At 73.8% G+C, this 18,671-nt stretch carries 17 protein-coding genes; 9 read left to right on the top strand and 8 right to left on the bottom strand.

All coding sequences use genetic code 11. The annotated features are described in order from the left end of the window. From ACIO92_RS03745 to ACIO92_RS03725, 5 genes are all read right to left on the bottom strand, one after another. Nucleotides 1–912, bottom strand: a complete 912-nt coding sequence (locus ACIO92_RS03745) for a M56 family metallopeptidase (protein WP_366442766.1) — start codon at nucleotides 910–912, stop codon at nucleotides 1–3. Next, nucleotides 909–1,277 carry a BlaI/MecI/CopY family transcriptional regulator gene (locus tag ACIO92_RS03740; RefSeq protein ID WP_351780294.1) on the bottom strand — a complete coding sequence of 123 codons (369 nt, stop codon included), beginning with the start codon at nucleotides 1,275–1,277 and terminating at the stop codon, nucleotides 909–911. The genes ACIO92_RS03745 and ACIO92_RS03740 overlap by 4 nt, the downstream gene beginning before the upstream one ends. A gap of 89 nt (nucleotides 1,278–1,366) precedes the next feature. Further along, entirely contained in the window at nucleotides 1,367–2,407 is a 1,041-nt protein-coding gene (locus tag ACIO92_RS03735) for an NlpC/P60 family protein (RefSeq protein ID WP_401237486.1), read from the bottom strand. Nucleotides 2,408–2,588: 181 nt separating this feature from the next. Continuing rightward, complete coding sequence (locus tag ACIO92_RS03730) at nucleotides 2,589–3,374, bottom strand: SGNH/GDSL hydrolase family protein (protein WP_402280954.1); 786 nt, start codon at nucleotides 3,372–3,374, stop codon at nucleotides 2,589–2,591. 46 nt (nucleotides 3,375–3,420) lie between these two features. After that, a complete protein-coding gene (locus tag ACIO92_RS03725; RefSeq protein WP_402280956.1) occupies nucleotides 3,421–3,639 on the bottom strand; it encodes a heavy-metal-associated domain-containing protein in 219 nt (72 codons plus the stop codon). A gap of 900 nt (nucleotides 3,640–4,539) precedes the next feature. Here ACIO92_RS03725 and ACIO92_RS03720 point away from each other — a divergent pair. Continuing rightward, nucleotides 4,540–6,063, top strand: a complete 1,524-nt coding sequence (locus ACIO92_RS03720) for an NCS1 family nucleobase:cation symporter-1 (RefSeq protein ID WP_366442771.1) — start codon at nucleotides 4,540–4,542, stop codon at nucleotides 6,061–6,063. Here the strand turns inward: ACIO92_RS03720 and ACIO92_RS03715 are convergent. Both ACIO92_RS03715 and ACIO92_RS03710 read right to left on the bottom strand, forming a co-directional pair. Next, nucleotides 6,035–6,847, bottom strand: a complete 813-nt coding sequence (locus ACIO92_RS03715) for a serine protease (protein WP_366442772.1) — start codon at nucleotides 6,845–6,847, stop codon at nucleotides 6,035–6,037. The genes ACIO92_RS03720 and ACIO92_RS03715 overlap by 29 nt on opposite strands. Nucleotides 6,848–7,212: 365 nt before the next feature. Beyond that, the gene (locus tag ACIO92_RS03710; RefSeq protein WP_402280959.1) at nucleotides 7,213–8,280 is read right to left on the bottom strand and encodes a biotin/lipoate A/B protein ligase family protein; all 1,068 of its coding nucleotides are present in this window, start codon (nucleotides 8,278–8,280) and stop codon (nucleotides 7,213–7,215) included. 113 nt (nucleotides 8,281–8,393) lie between these two features. Here ACIO92_RS03710 and ACIO92_RS03705 point away from each other — a divergent pair, with 113 nt between their 5' ends. The 6 genes from ACIO92_RS03705 to ACIO92_RS03680 all read left to right on the top strand — a co-directional run bounded on the left by ACIO92_RS03705 (nucleotide 8,394) and on the right by ACIO92_RS03680 (nucleotide 14,239). Continuing rightward, complete coding sequence (locus tag ACIO92_RS03705) at nucleotides 8,394–9,230, top strand: inositol monophosphatase family protein (RefSeq protein WP_401237480.1); 837 nt, start codon at nucleotides 8,394–8,396, stop codon at nucleotides 9,228–9,230. An 81-nt stretch (nucleotides 9,231–9,311) separates the two neighbouring features. Then, nucleotides 9,312–10,715 (top strand): phytoene desaturase family protein, encoded by a 1,404-nt coding sequence (locus tag ACIO92_RS03700; protein WP_402058583.1) that lies wholly within the window; start codon nucleotides 9,312–9,314, stop codon nucleotides 10,713–10,715. Between the two features lie 9 nt (nucleotides 10,716–10,724). Then, nucleotides 10,725–11,345: an L-threonylcarbamoyladenylate synthase gene (locus tag ACIO92_RS03695; protein ID WP_366442775.1), complete on the top strand. Its 621-nt coding sequence runs from the start codon at nucleotides 10,725–10,727 to the stop codon at nucleotides 11,343–11,345. Nucleotides 11,346–11,437: 92 nt separating this feature from the next. Next, the gene (locus ACIO92_RS03690) at nucleotides 11,438–12,115 is read left to right on the top strand and encodes a DUF4232 domain-containing protein (protein ID WP_401237478.1); all 678 of its coding nucleotides are present in this window, start codon (nucleotides 11,438–11,440) and stop codon (nucleotides 12,113–12,115) included. A gap of 105 nt (nucleotides 12,116–12,220) precedes the next feature. Further along, nucleotides 12,221–13,735 carry an AlkA N-terminal domain-containing protein gene (locus ACIO92_RS03685; RefSeq protein ID WP_402280964.1) on the top strand — a complete coding sequence of 505 codons (1,515 nt, stop codon included), beginning with the start codon at nucleotides 12,221–12,223 and terminating at the stop codon, nucleotides 13,733–13,735. Nucleotides 13,736–13,741: 6 nt separating this feature from the next. After that, nucleotides 13,742–14,239 (top strand): methylated-DNA--[protein]-cysteine S-methyltransferase, encoded by a 498-nt coding sequence (locus ACIO92_RS03680; RefSeq protein WP_366442778.1) that lies wholly within the window; start codon nucleotides 13,742–13,744, stop codon nucleotides 14,237–14,239. 171 nt (nucleotides 14,240–14,410) lie between these two features. Here ACIO92_RS03680 and ACIO92_RS03675 read toward each other — a convergent pair whose 3' ends face one another. Then, nucleotides 14,411–16,093: a BCCT family transporter gene (locus tag ACIO92_RS03675; protein WP_366442779.1), complete on the bottom strand. Its 1,683-nt coding sequence runs from the start codon at nucleotides 16,091–16,093 to the stop codon at nucleotides 14,411–14,413. Between the two features lie 112 nt (nucleotides 16,094–16,205). Between ACIO92_RS03675 and ACIO92_RS03670 the strand changes: the two genes are divergently transcribed. Together ACIO92_RS03670 and ACIO92_RS03665 are read left to right on the top strand one after the other, a co-directional pair. Then, on the top strand, nucleotides 16,206–17,357 hold the full coding sequence (locus tag ACIO92_RS03670; protein ID WP_401237470.1) for a glycerate kinase: 1,152 nt from the start codon (nucleotides 16,206–16,208) through the stop codon (nucleotides 17,355–17,357). 73 nt (nucleotides 17,358–17,430) lie between these two features. Beyond that, nucleotides 17,431–18,630, top strand: coding sequence for a GNAT family N-acetyltransferase (locus tag ACIO92_RS03665; RefSeq protein WP_402280966.1), 1,200 nt, complete (start codon nucleotides 17,431–17,433; stop codon nucleotides 18,628–18,630). Nucleotides 18,631–18,671: the final 41 nt, after the last annotated feature.

The following is an 18,671-nucleotide window of genomic DNA, read 5'->3' as shown; positions in this document are numbered from 1 at the left end:
TCAGATCCCCGGCGGGCAGGCCACGAGCAGGGGCAGCAGGGGGGCGGTCAGGGCGGCCGAGGCCAGGGAGCCGCGGAGGGCGGGGTGGGGGGCAGGGCGGGGGCCCAGGATGCGCTTCATCCGGAGCAGGGCCGTCGAGCCGCCCGCCCCGATCGCGCCCTCCGGGGTGCGGGCGGCGGCCATCTCGTACACCGCCGTCGCCAGGGTCTCGTCGGACTGGCGCCGCAGCGCGCGGTCGTCCGCGGTCATCTCCAGGAGCACGGCCATCTGCGTACGGGCCCGGCGGGCCAGCGGCAGCCACGGGAAGACGGTCGCGAACGCCTCGGTCGCGGCCAGCGGCAGATGGTGGCGTCCGGCGACGTGGCACCGTTCGTGTTCGAGGACGGCGTCCAGCTGCTCCGTCGTCAGCAGGCGTACGGCCGCGTCGCTCACGACGATCCGGGGGCGGAAGCCCGGCAGGCAGTACGCCCCGGGCACGGCGTGCGGCAGCACGGTGGCGCGGAGCCGTTCGCAGCGCGTCCCGACCTTGTCGAGCCGGTCGCGGTGGCGGGCACGGAGCAGCCCGGAGCGCGCGAGATGGAACAGGAACGCGCCGCCGAACGCGGCGACGACGGCCAGCGGCATCGCCACGGCGAGCCGCCCGGCGATCGTGGGACCGGACGCCGTCGGCTCCGGCGCGTCCAGACCGCAGGCGTGCAGCAGTCCGACGAGCCCCGCGTGCAGATGCCCGGTGGGCGCCGCCAGCTGGGCGGCGGCGAGCGCCACGGCGACGGTGAACGACAGGATCAGGGCGAGCCACACGGTCGCCCCGAGCGCGGGCGCCCGGTACGGCCACGCGCTGCGGACGAGCAGGTGCGGGGCGCCCGCGCCCACGGCGGCGGCGTACGCGAGCAGGACCGGGGCCGCGTTCACGGCTCGGCCCGTCGCCCGACGTCGCGGAGGGCCTTGCGCAGCGCCGCGATCTCCTCGGCGTCCAGGTTCTCCACGAACTGGGCGAGGGCGGCGGGCCGGTCCTCGCTGGCGCCCAGACCGTCCTCCATGAGGGCCGCCGCGTACGCCTCGCGGGTGGCGACGGCCCGGTACTGCCAGACCCGTCCGTCACGGGTACGGGTGAGGTGGCCCTTGTGGAAGAGGATGCTGGTGACCGTGGTCACGGTGGTGTAGGCGACGTCCCGGTGCAGGTTGATGTCGTCGACGACCTCGCGCACGGTGGCGAGGCGGTCCCATCTCCAGAGGCGGTCCATGATCTCCGCCTCAAGCTCCCCCAGCCGCCGCATGGGCCATGTCCTCTCCGCCGTTCCCGCACTCGGATGCATAGTAGACGGGCAGGTCGGGTGGCCTCTCGGCCGTGGGGAACCGGTCGGCGTCAGCCGACGCGGACTCCCCACATGAAGGGCATCCCGCTGCGCGCGATGGACTCGTAGCGGACCTGCGCGCCCGGCTTGGGGGAGTGGAGGATCTGTCCGCCGCCCGCGTAGAAACCGACGTGGCTGAGGTCGGTGCGCATGATGATGAGGTCGCCGGGCCTCAGGTCGCTCAGGGAGTTGATGCGGGTCCCGATGGTGGACTGGGCCTGCGAGGTGCGGGGGATGGACACGTCCGCCTGGCGGAAGGCCCAGGACGTGAGGCCGGAGCAGTCGAAGGAGGACGGCCCGACGGCGCCCCAGACGTACGGCAGTCCGACCCGGCTCTGGGCTGCCGCGAACGCGGCGGCGGCGCGGGTGGAGGCGCTGGTCTCGTTGCCGAGGTCGACGCGCTCGCTCGTCCGGTTGGCCCGGTCCTCCGCCGCGGCGATCCGCTCCCGCTCCTTCGCCGACAGGGTGTTGAGGAGGCGCTGTGCCTCGCGCAGCTTGCCCTGGATCTCGCTCTTCCGGTCGCCCAGTTCCTTCTCCACGGACGCGAGGTCGCCGAGCTTGCGCGCGGCCTCGCCGCGCTGCTGCTGGAGTGCCCGCTGCTGGGAGAGGAACTGCTGGAGGGCGGCGGTCTGCCGGTCTCCGGCCCGGTCGAGGGCGGAGGCCTTCGCCAGATAGGTCTCGGGTTCCTCGGAGAGGAAGAGCTGCAGGGAGGGGTCGAGTCCGCCCGAACGGTACTGGCCGGTGGCGACGTTGCCGATGCGGTCGCGCAGTCCGTTGAGCTCGCCCTGCTTGCGGGCGACCGCGTCCTGGAGGTTCGCCACCTGCTCCTTGAGCGTCCCGGCCTTCTCCTTGGCCCCGTTGTACTTCTCGGTCGCCTGGGTCGCCGCTTCGTAGAGCCGGTCCACCTGCGCCTGCACGCCCTTCTTGGTGGGGTCGGGCAGCGGGTCGGCGGAGGCCGTCTGGGTGGAGAGGGCGACGGCCGCCGCCGCGGTGGCGGTCACGACTCCGGTGTAGCGCGCGCTGTGTTGCTTCGGACGGCGGTGGGAAGCCACGGGTGCTCCTTCTTGCTCGACCGCCGACCGGGCAGGGCGTACCGGGGGCACGGCGGCGCCTCCGCCGCGCGCCCCGGGTGGGCGATCAGCCGTGCGAAGGCTCCGCGAATACTAAGCTTCTTAGATGCTAAGGCTCAATAAGGGTCCTTCGTCGTACGGTGCCGGGGGCCGCCACCGGGCCTCACAGGGGCAGCAGTTCGGGCCGCTTGGGGGCCAGCGGCTCGGCCGGGCCCCGGTGCAGCAGGTGCTGGCCCAGCCAGGGCAGGAAGTGCTCGCGGGCCCATCGCAGGTCCGGGAGCCGCTCCGCCTGCCGTGCCGGATCTGTCACCGTGCCCGGCACGGGAGCGTCCGGTACGGGCACGAGCCCCAGGACCTCGGCGCTCCGCAGCGCCACCCGCCGGTGACCCTCGGAGGACAGGTGCAGCCGGTCCTCGCTCCAGGCGCCCGGGTGCTGGAGGGACTTCATCGCCCACAGGTCGACGACCGGACAGCCGTGCCGGTCGGCGATGGCGTGGACGTGTGCCGTGTAGGTGGCGATCTTCCCCCGCAGTCTGCGCAGCACGGGGGTGTTCCGGGGGTCGAAGCCGGTGAAGACGAGCACCGTCCCCGCGGTGGCCCGGAGTTCGACGACGGCTTCCTCGAACCGTTCGGTGATGCGGTCCACGGAACTGCCGAGCCGCAGGATGTCGTTGCCCCCGGCGCAGAAGCTCACCAGGTCCGGCGCCAGCGCGGCGGCCCTGGGCACCTGCTCGGTGATGATCTCGTCGATGACCCGGCCCCGTACGGCGAGGTTGGCGTAGCGCAACGGGGTGGGGGAGCGGCGGGCGAGGAGCCCGGCGAGCCGGTCCGCCCAGCCCGCGAGGGCGCCTTCGCTGGTCTCGTCGCCGAGGCCCTCGGTGAAGCTGTCCCCGACCGCCACGAACGAGCCGATGGTGGTCCGGCCGGTCGTGCTCCGTTCTGCGGACACCTTGCTCCCCCTCCCGTTCCCCGCCCCGTCGCCGTGGGCGTCCGGGTCAGGCGCGCCCGGCGTAGTCGTAACCGGCGTCCTCGACCGTGTTCTCGATCAGCTTGTCGTCCAGCGGGCCGGAGCTGTTGACCGTGACGAGCCCGGTGGAGATCTCGATGTGCACGGTGTCCACGGCGTCCAGTTCCCGGAGCGCGCCGCTCACGATCGCCTTGCAGTGGCCGCTGTTGACGCCGGCGACCTTGTAGGTGGTGGTGTAGGCGGACATGGCACCCTCCCGGGCTCGATCTGCATACCCCCTAGGGGTATCTCTCGCTGTTATGTATACCCTCAGGGGGTATCGCTTCGCAAGGGGGGCCGCGACAGGAAGCCGCCCCGTGGGCGAGGGTCCGCGGGGCGGTGACGGAACGGGCGGGGTGTGCTCAGTTCTCCGAGCTGACCTGGGCGTGCAGGTCGAAGTACGACTTCTCGCCGCCCGTGGAGCAGGTGTCCAGGCGCAGCTTCGCGCCCTGCGCGGTACCGCCCCACGGCATGACGCAGGTGGTGACGGCGGCCTTGGGCTGGAACTGGAAGTAGCCGTTCCATGTGCCGACCGTGTTGAACAGGGAGTCGCCGCTGGCACAGGAGTAGAGCGCGATGGCGTCGCCCTTGGCCCCACCGCCGGACCAGTTGTTCAGACACAGGCTCGGGTTGCCGACCGACTGGATCTGGAAGTAGTGGCTGGTGGACCAGACGAAGTTCCACCGGAGACGGGGGACCGGACGGGGGTGGGAGGGCCCGGGGCGCGCGAGGCCAGGGCCGGGGTCGGCCTTGTCGTAGACCGGCCTCGGTACCCGACCGGCCTCGGTGGCCCGGAACAGGCCCTGGCGTGCCCGGAAACCGGCTAGAACCGGCCGCAGGGTCGGCCCCGGTACGAGTACCGGCCCCGGGGACCGGCCGAGGCACCGCCCTCGGCATCCGCGCCGCCCTCGATACCCGCACCCCTCAGCACCCGCACCACCCCCGTACCGGACCGACGGGCGCCCCGAGCCCGCCCCGCCCCGCCCCGTGCCGTGCCGCGATCGGCGTTCCGGGAGACCCCCGCGCGGGTAGGGACACCGCCCGAGACCCGCCCGGTCGCCGACCGGGCCTCGTTCCGTCCTCCCCGCCGAACGAAGGGTTCCTCCGCATGACCGACACCGTTCCCCCGGGAAGACCCGCCGGACCCGCGTCCTCCGGCGGGCGCGTCGAGCTCGCGCCCGGCGCGACCCCGACCGACCCCCGCTTCGTCAACGACGACCTGCTCCCCGTCCCCGTCCCGCAGCGGCGCTGGACCACGTACAACTTCGCCGCCCTCTGGGTCGGCATGGCGCACAACATCCCGTCCTGGATGCTCGCCTCGGGGCTCGTCGCCCTCGGCATGGACTGGAAACAGGCGGTCCTCACCATCGCCCTCGCCAATGTGATCGTGCTCGTGCCGATGCTGCTCACCGGGCACGCCGGGCCCAAGTACGGCATCCCCTTCCCGGTCCTCGCCCGCGCCTCCTTCGGGCTGCGCGGGGCCAACCTCCCGGCGCTCGTGCGCGCGGGCGTGGCCTGTGCCTGGTTCGGCATCCAGACCTGGATCGGCGGTCAGGGCGTCTTCGTCCTGCTCGACAAGGTCTTCGGCGGCGGCTGGGCCGACGCGTCGCGGATCGGCGGCCAGCCCTGGACGCTCTGGCTCTGCTTCGTCCTCTTCTGGGCCCTCGAACTCGCCCTCATCCACAGGGGCATGGAGGCGCTGCGCCGCTTCGAGAACTGGGCGGCGCCCTTCGTGGTCGTCGGCGCGCTCGTGCTGCTCGGCTGGGTCGCGGCGAAGGCCGGCGGTCTCGGGCCGCTGCTCGACCAGCCGTCGGAGCTGGGCTGGGGCGCCGACTTCTGGCCGGTGTTCTTCCCCGCGCTCATGGGGATGATCGCCTTCTGGTCGACGCTCAGTCTCAACATCCCCGACTTCACCCGCTTCGGCGCGGGCCAGCGCTCCCAGATCCTGGGGCAGAGCCTGGGACTGCCCACCACCATGACGCTCTTCGCGCTGCTCTCGGTGCTCGTCACCTCCGGCTCGCAGGCGGTGTACGGGGCTCCGGTCTGGGACCCGGTGGCGCTCGCCGCCCGGACGGACAACGTCTTCGGGCTGCTCTTCGCGCTGGTGACCGTGCTGGTCGCCACCCTCTCCGTGAACCTCGCGGCCAACGTGGTCTCCCCGGCGTACGACCTCGCCAACCTCGCGCCGAGGCTGGTGGACTTCCGCACCGGCGCGATGATCACCGGCGTCGTCGGGGTGGTCATCATGCCGTGGAAGCTGACCGCCACCCCCGAGCTGTACATCTTCACCTGGCTCGGTCTCGTCGGCGGTCTCCTCGGTACGGTGGCGGGCATCCTCATCGCCGACTACTGGCTCGTCCGCAGGACCGTCCTCGACCTCGCGGGGCTCTACCGGGCCGACGGGCCCTACTGGTACCGGGGCGGCTGGAACCCGGCGGCCGTCGTGGCCTTCGTGGTCGGCGGTGTCCTCGCGGTCGGCGGCTCCCACTCGGCGCCGGGCACCGGTCCCTTCCCGGAGGACGGCCTCGTCCCCTTCCTGAAGCCGCTCGCCGACTACGGCTGGGCCGTGGGCCTCGTCGCCTCCCTGCTCGTGTACGTCCTCCTCATGAGGCGCGCGGGAGCGGCCCGGTGACCCCCGTGATCCAGTCGACGTAGAAGCGGACGCGGGTGTTCACGGCAGGGGTGTCGGTGGCGCACTCCCTGCCGTAGGACACCAGACCCACCACGTACGGCCGTCCCGCGACCGTGTGGACCAGCGGCCCGCCGGAGTCGTACTGGCAGCTGTCGCGGCCCGGGGCGTACGTGCAGAGCTGACCGGCGCCGACCTCCGTCATGCCCCGCCGGACGCAGGCGGTGTTGCTCATCGTGCCGAGGGTCACGGTCCGCAGCACGTCGGAGGTACGGCCGCCGTAGGACATGGCGCCCCAGCCGGGGACCTCGACCTGTACGCGGTCGAAGGCTCCGGGCGCGTACCCGGTGGGCAGGGCGACCGGGCGCACGTCACGGCTGGGGGCGACCGGCTCGGACAGCTCCACGAGCGCGAGGTCGTCGAGCTGTCCCGACGGGTCGTAGCCCGGGTGCGCGACGAACCGGACCGGGGCCGCCAGGACCGCGTTCGGACTGTCCGCGCCGGTCGTCAGGTCGTGGTCGCCGAGGAGCACACCGATCCGGGTGGTACGGGCGTACGCCCCCGTCAGGCAGTGGGCGGCGGTGAGCACCCACCGGTCGCCGACCAGCGCCCCGCCGCACACCACCCGACGCTCCACGACGTCCACGAGCCCCGCCATGAAGGGGTACTGGTGGGGCCTGGCCTCCCGCCCCCCGACGACGGCCCGCGCGGTCGGCGCGAGGCCCAGCGGGCCGACGGCCAGGACCGTGCCCGCGACCGTCGCCAGGAGCTTGCGCGGCCATCCCATGTGCTCTCCAACCGTCGGCGCCGTGTTCCGGGACGGCCGACTGCGGAGACGTTTCCTCTGATGTGCCGCCCGGACCCCAGGCAGTCAACGAACGGACGGGGGAGGGGTCACTGGACCCGCCTTCGACGGGTGTACGGCGACCGGCCGCGACGCGTGGGGGAACGAGGCGCCGGGCGCACGCCCCCGGCGCCGCCCCGTTCGCCCAGGGGTGCCCCGGAGCGCCCCGGGCGGAGCGGGAGTGGCCTCGGGGCGGCCCGCGGGTGACCCGGCGCGTCAGGCGTGACCCCGGCGGGACGGGAGCGACCCCGGCGGAGCGGGAGCGACTCCGGCGGACGCGACCGGGCCGCCCCCGGGACCGCCCGTCCCTACGGCACCCGGGCCGTCCACTCCGGGGTGCCGAACTTGGACTCCGCCAGTTCCTTCGCCCGCGCCAGCTCGTCCTCCGTGACGTGGCCCTCCGCGAGCCCGTACCGGCCGCGGAAGGAGGCGATCATGCGCTCGATCACCGCCTCGCGCGGCAGCCCCGTCTGGCGCCGCAGCGGGTCCACCCGCTTCTTCGCGCTCTTCGTGCCCTTGTCGGACAGCTTCTCGCGGCCGATCCGGAGCACCTCCGTCATCTTGTCCGCGTCGATGTCGTACGCCATCGTCACGTGGTGCAGGACCGCGCCCCCGCCCGCCACCATCCGCTTCTGCGCCGCGCCCGCGATCTTGCCCGCCTCCGTGGCGATGTCGTTCAACGGCTGGTACCAGGCCCGCACCCCCATGTCGCCGAGCGCGCCGAGGACCCAGTCGTCCAGATAGGCGTAGCTGTCGGTGAACGACAGGCCCTGCACGAGGGCTTCGGGCACCGAGAGCGAGTACGTGATCGTGTTGCCCGGCTCGATGAACATGGCGCCGCCACCGCTGATCCGGCGCACCACCTGGATGCCGTGCCGCTCGGCCGCCTCCGGGTCGACCTCGTTGCGCAGCGACTGGAAACTGCCGATGACCACCGCGGGGGCGCCCCATTCCCAGACCCGCAGCGTCGGCGGGCGCCGCCCGGCCGCGACCTCGGCCGTCAGGACCTCGTCCAGCGCCATGTGCAGCGCCGGGGACTGCGGCGGCATACGGACCAGCTGCCAGTCGTAGTCCGTCCAGTCGGTGGCGTGCGCGAGCGCGCGCCGGACCGCGACCCCGATGCCCTCCGAGGTCAGCCCGAACATCCGGGTGCCCGGCGGCAGCGCCGCGTCGATCCGGGCGGCGAGCCCGGCGGCGCCGGTGTCCACCGGCGCTCCCTCCAGGGCCCGGTCGATCGACAGGATGGCCTCGTCGGGCTCCAGGAAGAAGTCGCCGGCGACCCGCACGTTCCGCAGGACACCGTCCTCGGCGTCGAGGTCGACGACCACCAGCTTCCCGCCGGGGACCTTGTACTCACCGTGGTACGCGCCGTGCACGGAACCCTCCCTGCCTGTAAGGGGTGAACTCGGCCAAAGGGTACTCCCCGGGGAAACGGACGGTGACGAACGCGACGGCCCGGCTGTCAGCCCCCCGTGCTTAGCTGGGGGACATGATCGATGAGTTCCCCGAGCACGTCCTCGACGTCCCCCTGGCCCAGGTGGAGGAGGCCGTTCGCAAGGCTGCCGCCGCCGAGATCACGCCGCGCTTCCGGCAGCTCGCCGACGAGGAGATCCTGGAGAAGAACGGGCCGCACGACCTGGTCACCGTCGCCGACCGGGCCGCCGAGGCACACCTCACCGCCTCCCTCACCGCCCTGCTGCCCGGCTCCGTGGTCGTCGGCGAGGAAGCGGTCCACGCCGACCCCGCCGTCTACGACGCGCTGCGGGGCGACGCCCCCGTGTGGATCGTCGACCCCGTCGACGGCACCCGTCAGTTCGTCCACGGAGACCCCGGCTTCTGCACCCTCGTCGCGCTCGCGCTCCACGGCGAACTGCTCGCCTCCTGGACCTTCGCACCCGCGCTCGACGAGTTCGCCGTCGCCGTCAAGGGCGGCGGCGCCCTCCTCGACGGGCAGCCGCTGCGCTCCGGCGCGCCCGCCCCCGGCGCCGTCCTGGAGGTCGCCACCTCCCACCCCGACTACACCACCCCCGACGAGAAGCGCGCCCTGCTCGGTCTGGTCACCGAGGGCGTCCGCCCCCGGCCCTGCGGCTCCGCGGGACTGGAATACCTGGCGGTGGCCCGCGGCGCGCTCGACGCCACCGCCTTCTCCTGGGAGTTCGCCTGGGACCACGCGGCCGGACTCCTCCTCGTCACCGAGGCGGGCGGCACCCACACCACCGTCGCGGGCGAGCCGTTCCGGATCACCGGGGGGAACGCCCTGCCGTTCACGGCGGCACGCGACACGGCGACCGCCGAGCGGATACGCGCCCTTCTCGGGGGGCAGTGAGAAGGGCGCGACCACCGGCCTATCCTGTGAGCCTTGGCCATCGGCTGACGAAGGAGTCCGAAGGTGCCGAAGGGGACGTCCATGCTCGATGCCGTCGTCGTGGGAGCGGGGCCGAACGGCCTGACCGCCGCCGTCGAACTCGCCCGCAGGGGCTTCTCCGTGGCCGTCTTCGAGGCGAAGTCCACCGTCGGCGGCGGCGCCAGGACCGAGGAACTGACCCTCCCCGGCTTCCGGCACGACCCCTGCTCCGCCGTGCACCCGCTCGGCGCGGGCTCGCCCGTCTTCCGCACGATGCCGCTCGCCCGGTACGGACTGGAGTGGCTCCACCCCGAACTGCCCATGGCCCACCCCTGGGACGACGGGACCGCCGCCGTCCTCGCCCGCTCCGTCGCCGAGACCGCCGCCTCCTTCGGCCCGCACGACGCGGGGGCGTACCGCAGGCTCGTCGCCCCCTACCTCGGCAAGTGGGACGGCCTCGCCCGGGACTTCATGCAGCTGCCGCTCACCGCACTGCCCCGCGACCCCGTCACCCTCGCCCGCTTCGGCATCGACGGACTGCCGCCGTCCACCTGGCTGATGCGTCGCTTCCGCGACGAGAAGGCCAAGGGCCTGTTCGCCGGGCTCGTCGGCCATGTCATCGCCCCCCTCGGCGGCTTCGCCACGAGCGCCGTCGGCCTGGTCTTCGCGCTCGCCGCCCACGCGGGCGGCTGGCCGATGCCCCGGGGCGGCTCCCAGTCGATCTCCGACGCCCTCACCGCGTACCTCAAGGACCTCGGCGGCGCCGTGCACACCGACTTCGAGGTCAAGCGCCTCGACGACCTGCCCCCGGCCCGCGCCTACGTCTTCGACACCTCACCGACGGCCCTCGCCCGGATCGCCGGATTCGGCGGGCACTACGACCACTACCGCTACGGCGCCGGTGTCTTCAAGATCGACTATGCCCTCGACGGACCCGTGCCGTGGACCGCGCCGGAAGCCCGGCGCGCCGGAACCGTCCAGATCGGTCCCACCGCCGGAGAGATCGACACCGCCCTGCACCGCGCCTCCTCCGGCACCGCCCCCGACGCCCCCTTCCTCATCACCGCGCAGCCCAGCCTCGTCGACCCCTCCCGCGCCCCCGAGGGCAAGCAGGTCTTCTGGGCGTACGGCCATGTGCCCAACGGCTGGACCGGAGACCTCACCGACGCGATCGAGCGCCAGATCGAGCGCTTCGCCCCCGGCTTCCGCGACCGCGTCCTCGCCCGCGCCACCGCCGGACCGCCCGAACTCGCCGCGCACAACGCCAACTACGTCGGCGGCGACATCGCCTGCGGCGCCGCCCGGGGCCTCCAGCTCCTGCTGCGCCCCACCCTCTCCCTCCGCCCCTACGCCACCCCCCACCCGGCGGTCTTCCTCTGCTCCGCGGCGACCCCGCCCGGCCCCGGCGTGCACGGCATGTCCGGGCACAACGCGGCGAAGGCGGTCTGGCGCCGCCTTCGAAAATAGACTGCCCCCATGGCAAAGTACTTCGACGTCCATCCCGAGAATCCGCAGCCCCGCACCATCGGCACCATCGCCGACAGCATCAGGAACGGGGCGCTCGTGGCGTACCCGACCGACTCCTGTTACGCGCTCGGCAGCCGCCTCGGCAGCCGGGACGGCATCACCCGCATCCGCGCGATCCGCCACCTCGACGACCGGCACCACTTCACGCTCATGTGCCAGAACTTCGCCCAGCTGGGCCAGCTCGTCCAGGTCGACAACGACGTCTTCCGCGCGATCAAGGCCGCCACCCCCGGCCCGTACACCTTCATCCTGCCCGCCACCCGGGAGGTGCCGCGCCAGCTCCTCCACCCCAAGAAGAAGACCGTCGGCGTCCGCATCCCCGACCACGTCGTCACCCAGGCACTGCTGACCGAACTGGGCGAGCCGCTGCTCTCCAGCACCCTGCTGCTCCCCGACGAGGCGGAACCCCTCACCCAGGGCTGGGAGATCAAGGAACGGCTCGACCACCAGGTCGACGCCGTGATCGATTCCGGCGACTGTGGAACCGAACCCACCACCGTGGTCGACTTCTCCAGTGGCGAGCCCGAGATCACGCGCCGCGGGGCCGGTGACACCACGCGGTTCGAGTAGGACGGCACGCCGGTACGCGCGACCGCGTGCCGCCATGTGACCTGTGCCGGCCGTACGAGGCACCACAACGGGGGAGTTCCCTTCTCATGTCCATGCGTCGTCTTCGTGTCCCCGCCCTGTCCGCCGTCGCGCTGGTCTGCGGCCTCGCCCTGACGGGCTGTTCCGGCGCCACGACGACCGGCTCGGCGAGCGGCAGCTCGACGGATTCCGCCGCCGCGCCGAGCGGGACGCCGTCCGCGTCCGGCTCCGTGTCCGCCTCCCCGTCGGCTTCCTCCTCCGCCGACGCCTCGGCCTCCCCGTCCGCGTCGGCCTCCGGCGGCTCCTCCTCCGGCTCCGACGACGCCGGGGCCGGGGCCGGGCAGCCCTGCCGCACCGCCGGTCTCGGCTTCGAGATCGCCCCCGGCAGCGGTGCCCAGGCCGTCGGCGAGGAGGGCGCGGTCGTGGTCCGGCTCACCAACAAGAGCGGTACCCCCTGCACCCTCAAGGGCTACCCGGGCGTCGACCTCGTGGGCGCCAGCACCTGGTCCCTGCCCCGGCAGACCTCCCAGAAGCCCCGGCTCGTCACCCTCAAGCCCGGAGCGCGCACCGCCTTCACCGTCACCTACCAGTCGTACGGCGGCGACGGCGTCGAGCTGACCCCCCGGACGATGGTCGTCACCCCGCCCGGCGAGACCCGGGCGAAGACCCTGACCTGGACCTTCTCCCCGGTCCTGCTCCAGGACGGAGCCACCCACCCGGGCTCGTACGTCGGCCCCGTCGGCGGCAACTGACCCGACCGGTCGCGGCGCCGCCTCCCGCCGGGCGCCGCGACCAGGGCGGACACCCATGTCGTTTTTCCGCCAGCCCGAGCGCCGTACGTCGCCGATGCTTGATTCATGCACACCGACACGGAGCGCTGCGTACGGGCCGTCCAGTCGAAGGACGCCCGCTTCGACGGCGTGTTCTTCACCGCCGTCCGCACCACCCGGATCTACTGCCGGCCCAGCTGTCCGGCCCATCCGCCCAAGCCCGAGAACATGGAGTTCCACCCCAGCTCCGCCTCCTGCCAGCGGGCCGGATTCCGCGCCTGCAAACGCTGCCGCCCCGACACCACCCCCGGCTCGCCCGAGTGGAACGTCCGCGCGGACGCCGTGGCCCGCGCCGTCCACCTCATCCAGGACGGGGTCGTCGACCGGGAAGGCGTCCCCGGGCTCGCCCGGCGGCTCGGCTGGTCCACCCGCCAGATCGAACGCCAGCTCCTCGCCGAACTGGGCGCGGGACCCCTCGCCCTGGCCCGCGCCCAGCGCGCCCAGACCGCCCGGGTCCTCATCGAGACGACCGCCATGCCCCTGGGCGAGATCGCCTTCGCGGCCGGATTCGCCTCGATCCGCACCTTCAACGAGACCGTCCGCGAGGTCTTCGCCCTCACCCCCGGCGAACTCCGCGCCCGCGCCTCCCGCCCCACAGGAACCACAGAAACCACAGAAACCACCGGACCCGCCCGCACCGGCACTCCCGGCACGATCTCCCTCCGGCTGCCGTTCCGCACCCCCCTGGAACCCTCCAACCTCTTCGGCCACCTCGCCGCCACCGCGGTCCCCGGCATCGAGGAGTGGCGCGACGGCGCCTACCGCCGGACGCTGAACCTCCCGTACGGCCACGGCATCGTCGCCCTCGCCCCCCGCCCCGACCACATCGCCTGCGGCCTCTCCCTCACCGACCCCCGCGACCTGACCCACGCCATCAGCCGCTGCCGCAGGCTCCTCGACCTCGACGCCGACCCCGTGGCCGTGGACGACCGGCTGCGCGCCGACCCGCTGCTCGCGCCCGTCGTGGACACCGCGCCCGGCCGCCGGGTGCCCGGGACCGTGGACCCCGCCGAGTTCGCCGTACGGGCCGTCCTCGGCCAGCAGGTCTCCACCGCCGCCGCCCGCACCCACGCCGCCCGGCTGGTCACCGCGCACGGCACCCCCGTCGACGACCCCGAGGGCGGCCTCACCCACCTCTTCCCCGGCCCCGAGGCCCTCGCCGTCCTCGACCCGGAGACCCTCGCCCTGCCCCGCAGCCGACGCACCACCCTGCTCACCCTCGTCCGGGCCCTCGCCGACGGCTCCCTCACCCTCGGCCCCGCCGAGGACCGCGAGGAGACCCGCGCCCGGCTGCGCGCCCTGCCCGGCTTCGGCCCCTGGACCACCGAGATCATCGCCATGCGGGCGCTCGGCGACCCCGACGCCTTCCTCCCCGGCGACCTCGGCGTCCGCCGCGCCGCCGAAGGACTCGGCCTCCCCGGCACCCCTGCCGCCCTCACCGCCCGCGCGGCACACTGGCGCCCCTGGCGCGCGTACGCCGTGCAGTACCTGTGGGCGACCGACGACCACCCGATCAACCTCCTGCCCACCGAAGGACACTGAACCGCCATGCCCCCCACCGTCCTGCACACCGTGATGGACAGCCCGTACGAGCCGCTGACCCTCGTCGCCGTCGACGGCGTCCTCAGCCGCGTCCACATGACCGGCCAGCGCCACCGGCCGTCCGAGGAGACCTTCGGCGCGCCCGACCCGCGCCCCTTCACCGAGGCGGTCCGCCAGCTCGACGCCTACTTCGCGGGCGAGCTCACCGAGTTCGACCTGCCGCTGCGTCTGATCGGCACCGAGTTCCAGCGGCGCGTCTGGGCCGAGCTGTGCCGCATCCCGTACGGCGAGACCCGTACGTACGGCGAACTCGCCGACGCCCTCGGCAACCCGGGCGCCTCCCGCGCCGTCGGCCTCGCCAACGGGAAGAACCCGGTCAGCGTGATCGTCCCCTGCCACCGGGTGGTCGGCGCGGGCGGCGGACTCACCGGCTACGGCGGCGGTCTCGACCGCAAGCAGCGGCTCCTCGCCTTCGAATCGGGCCGGGACCACACGCTCTTCTGACCTGGCCGGGACCGCGCTCCGTTCCGGCCGGGCCGGGACCCCACAGCCCGGCGCCGGAATCGCACACTCCCGCGACACCGCGCCCGGACCGGTGCTACGTTCCCCGCACGGCCGAGGTCACCGTCGCACTCGACGCGCCCGAGCCCCCGCAGGGCTGACGGACCCGGGCCCTCAGCCCTCGTCCTCCGGGGAGTCCGACTCCGTACGGGCCTTCGCCGCCCGGCGCAGCCTCGGATGACGGTTGGTGCCCCGCTCGGTCATCGCCTCCCCGACCATGGTGCGGACCGCGTCCCGCATCCCGTGCAGGGCCTGGTGCCGGGCCGGGCCCGCCCCCGGATCCTCCCGCAGCTCCTTCAGGAGGGCGAAGCACAGCACCAGCATCACCACCACGAACGGCAGCGCCACCAGGATCGTCGCCGTCTGGAGCGAGTTCAGCCCGCCCGCGACGAGCAGCACCGCCGCCACCACGGCCATCAGGACGCCCCAGGTCACCACCAGCCAGGTCGGCGGGTGGAGCGAACCCCGGCTGGTCAGCGACCCCATCACCAGGGACGCCGAGTCCGCGCTGGTGATGAAGTACGTCATCACCAGGAGCATCGCGATGACCGAGGTGACCGTGCCGATCGGCAGCGCCTCCAGCATCCCGAACAGCGAGGCCTCCGCCCCGTCCTTGACGGTCGACGCCAGATCGGCCGCACCCGTCGACTCCAGACGGATCGCCGTGCCGCCCATCACGCAGAACCACACCACGGTCGCGCCGGACGGCACGAGGAGCACGCCCACCAGGAACTCCCGGATCGTCCGGCCGCGCGAGATCCGGGCGATGAAGGTGCCGACGAACGGTGCCCAGGACAGCCACCACGCCCAGTAGAAGATCGTCCACGCGCCCAGCCACTCCCGGTCGGTGAACGCCCCGGTGCGGCTCGCCATCGGCAGGAGCTGGTCCAGGTACCCGCCGACCGAGGCCGGAATGGTGTCGAGGATGTACACGGTGGGTCCGAGCAGGAAGACGAACAGCATCAGACAGCCCGCGAGGAAGACGTTCAGCGTGGAGAGCCACTTCACGCCCTTGTGCAGCCCGGAGAACGCCGACAGCACGAAGGCGGCCGAGAGCGACGCGATGATGATCAGTTCGATGGCCTTGGAGTCCTTCACCCCCATCGTCAGGTTCAGCCCCTCGGCGACCTGGAGGGTGCCCAGCCCCAGACTCGTCGCCGTGCCGAAGACCGTGGCGAAGACCGCGAGCAGGTCGATGGCCTTGCCCGGCCAGGAGTTCGCCCGCCGCTCGCCCATCAGCGGCACGAACGCCGAACTCAGCCGGTTGCCCCGGCCCTTCCGGAAGCCCGCGTACGCCAGCGCGAGGCCCGCGATGCCGTAGATCGCCCAGGGGGTCAGCGTCCAGTGGAAGAACGAGTACTCCAGGGCCGTCCGCGCCGCCGCGCCCGTGCCCGCCGGGACCCCGCTGGCCGGGGGAGGGCTGAGGAAGTGCGTCAGCGGCTCCCCGACGCCGTAGAACATCAGGCCGATGCCCATGCCCGCGCTGAACATCATCGCGATCCACGCCAGCGTGGTGAACTCCGGCTCCGAGTCGTCCGTGCCCAGCCTGATCCGGCCGAACCGGCTCAGCGCGATCACCACGCACAGCACCAGGAAGGTGTCGGCGGCCACCACGAACAGCCAGGCGAAGTTGGCGAGGACCCATTGCAGGGCCGTGGCGGAGGCGCTGTCGAAGGAGTCCTTGCCGAGGGCGGCCCAGGCGACGACGGCGACGACCGTGGCCACCCCGATGCCGATGACCTTGCCGTCGGGCGCGTACCGCTCCTGTGGGTCCCTGTCGATCGGTTCCGTGCTCATGCGACCCCACTATGGTGCGGAATTTCGTCTTTTCCGGGGGTGGCACGCCGTCCGGGGCTCCGGATAGGGTCGGCCACGGCGCGACTGCACGTTCGAAAGCAAGGGATGCAAGGTGACGGACGGCGCAGCAACTCAGGTCGCCCACGTGCTCGTGGCGGCCGACAAGTTCAAGGGCTCGCTCACGGCCGTGCAGGTCGCGGAGCGGGTCACGGCGGGACTCCGCAGGGTCGTCCCTGAGCTGGTGGTGGAGACGCTGCCGGTGGCCGACGGCGGCGACGGCACCGTCGCGGCGGCCGTCGCGGCCGGATTCGAGCGCAGGGAACTCCCGGTGACGGGCCCCCTCGGCGAACCGGTCGTCGCCGCCTTCGCGCTGCGCGGCACCACCGCCGTCGTGGAGATGGCCGAGGCCTCCGGCCTCCAGCTCCTCCCGGCCGGGGCCTTCGCGCCGCTCACCGCCACCACGTACGGCTCCGGTGAACTGCTCCGCGCGGCCCTTGACGCGGGCGCCACCACGCTCGTCTTCGGGGTCGGCGGCAGTGCCACCACCGACGGCGGCGCGGGTATGCTCGCCGCGCTCGGCGCCCGGCTCCTCGACGCGGACGGCGAGCCCGTCGGACCCGGCGGCGCGGCCCTCGCCGAACTGGCCTCGGCCGACCTCTCCGGCCTCGACCCGCGCCTCGCCGCGGTCGAGCTGATCCTCGCCAGCGACGTCGACAACCCGCTGACCGGCCCCAAGGGTGCCCCCGCGGTCTACGGACCGCAGAAGGGCGCCACCCCCGACGACGTCCGCACCCTGGACGCGGCCCTCGCCCACTTCGCCACCGTCCTGGAGAAGACCGTCGGCCCCCGGGCGGCCGAGGCGGCCCTGGCCCCCGGCGCGGGCGGCGCGGGCGGCATCGGCTACGGCGCGCTCATCCTCGGCGCGAGCTTCCGCCCCGGCATCGAGCTGATGCTCGACGTCCTCGGCTTCGCCCCCGCCCTGGAGCGCGCCACCCTGGTCATCACCGGCGAGGGCTCCCTCGACGAGCAGACCCTGCACGGCAAGGCCCCGGCGGGCGTCGCCGCGGCGGCCCGCGCGGCGGGCAAGGAGGTCGTCGCGGTCTGCGGACGCCTGGCCCTCCCGCCGGAGGCCCTGGGCGCGGCGGGCATCCGCCGGGCCTACCCCCTCGCGGAACTGGAGCCGGACCCGGCCACGTCCATGGCGAACGCGGGCCCGCTCCTGGAGGACGTGGCGGCGGCCATCGCCCGCGACTTCCTGAGGTGACGTGCGGGGGACCGCCCCGGGCCGCCCCTCCGCACGTCACACGGACGAAACAACACGGTGTGAGGCTCGGTGCATGAACGCACCGATCCAACCGGCCGCCGTGATCGAGGAGAACCGCTCCCACCCCGGCCTTCCCGCCCTGCTCACCGCCTACCACCTGGTCAACCAGGAGCGGAAGGGAACGCCCGTCGCCACGGCCGCCGGGCTTCCGGCCGCCTACCGGGCCGAGACCGAGGACCCGGCCGCCGCCTTCGCCGCCGACACGGTCCTGCTCGCCACCGGGCCGGGCGGTCCCCTCCCGCTCGGCTGCGTCGTCCTCCGGGCCCCCCGGGAGGGCCGGGCGCCGGAGGTCAAGCGCCTCTGGGTCACCCCCGGGGCGCGCCGGCGGGGGATCGCGCGGGCCCTCATGACCGAGGCCCTGGGCCGGGCGTCGGCGGCCGGGGCCGGAGCCGTACGCCTCACCGTCTGGGCCGGGAGACCGGAACCGCTCGCCCTCTACGAGGACCTCGGCTTCGCCACCGTCCCCTCCTGGGACGACCGACCGGGCCTCCTCTGCCTGGAGAAGCCCCTGGAGAAGCCCCTGGAGGCGCTCCCGGGGACGCCCACGGGCGCACGGACGGAGACCGCCGCGAACCGGCCCACGGCGACGCCCGCGGAGGGGCTCATGGAGGAGCCCGCGGACCGGCCCGCGGGCGAGTCCCCGCGCGAGCGTACGGAGAGGCACCCGCACGCCGGGGCCGGGCAGCCCGCCGACCGTGTCGCCCGGCTGACCGCCGACGAGGTGCGCCGCCACGCCGCCGACGGGCTCGCGGCCCTGCTCGTGGACGCCGTGGACGACGGCGCCTCCGTGGGCTTCCTGGCTCCCCTGGAGGCCGCCGTGGCCACCTCCTGGTGGTCAGGGGCCGCCGAAGAGGCCGAGCGGGGCGTACGGGAGGTCTGGGCGGCCCACGGGCCGGACGGGAGGCTCACCGGCGTCGTCACCCTGGTCCGCGCCGGTACGGCCAACGGACGGCACAGGGGCGAGGTCTCCCGGCTGCTCGTCCACCGGTCGGCGCGCGGCCGGGGGCTCGGCCGCGCCCTGCTCGCCGAGGCCGAGGCGCACGCCGCCGCGACCGGGCTCACGCTGCTCGTCCTGGACACGCGGACGGACAGCCCGGCCGAGCGTCTCTACCGGGGCGCGGGCTGGACCGCCGCCGGAACGATCCCGGACTTCGCCGCCGACCCGGCGGGCGTCCCGTGCGCCACCACGCTCTACTACAAGCGCCTCGGCTGACCCCCGGCCCCCGGGCACACGGAAGGGCCCCGGAGGCGGTG

The organism is Streptomyces sp. NPDC087215, from assembly GCF_044744885.1.
GTDB lineage: Bacteria > Actinomycetota > Actinomycetes > Streptomycetales > Streptomycetaceae > Streptomyces.
The sequence above is the reverse complement of the archived record's forward strand: the minus strand, read 5'-3'. Positions and strand labels throughout refer to the sequence as shown.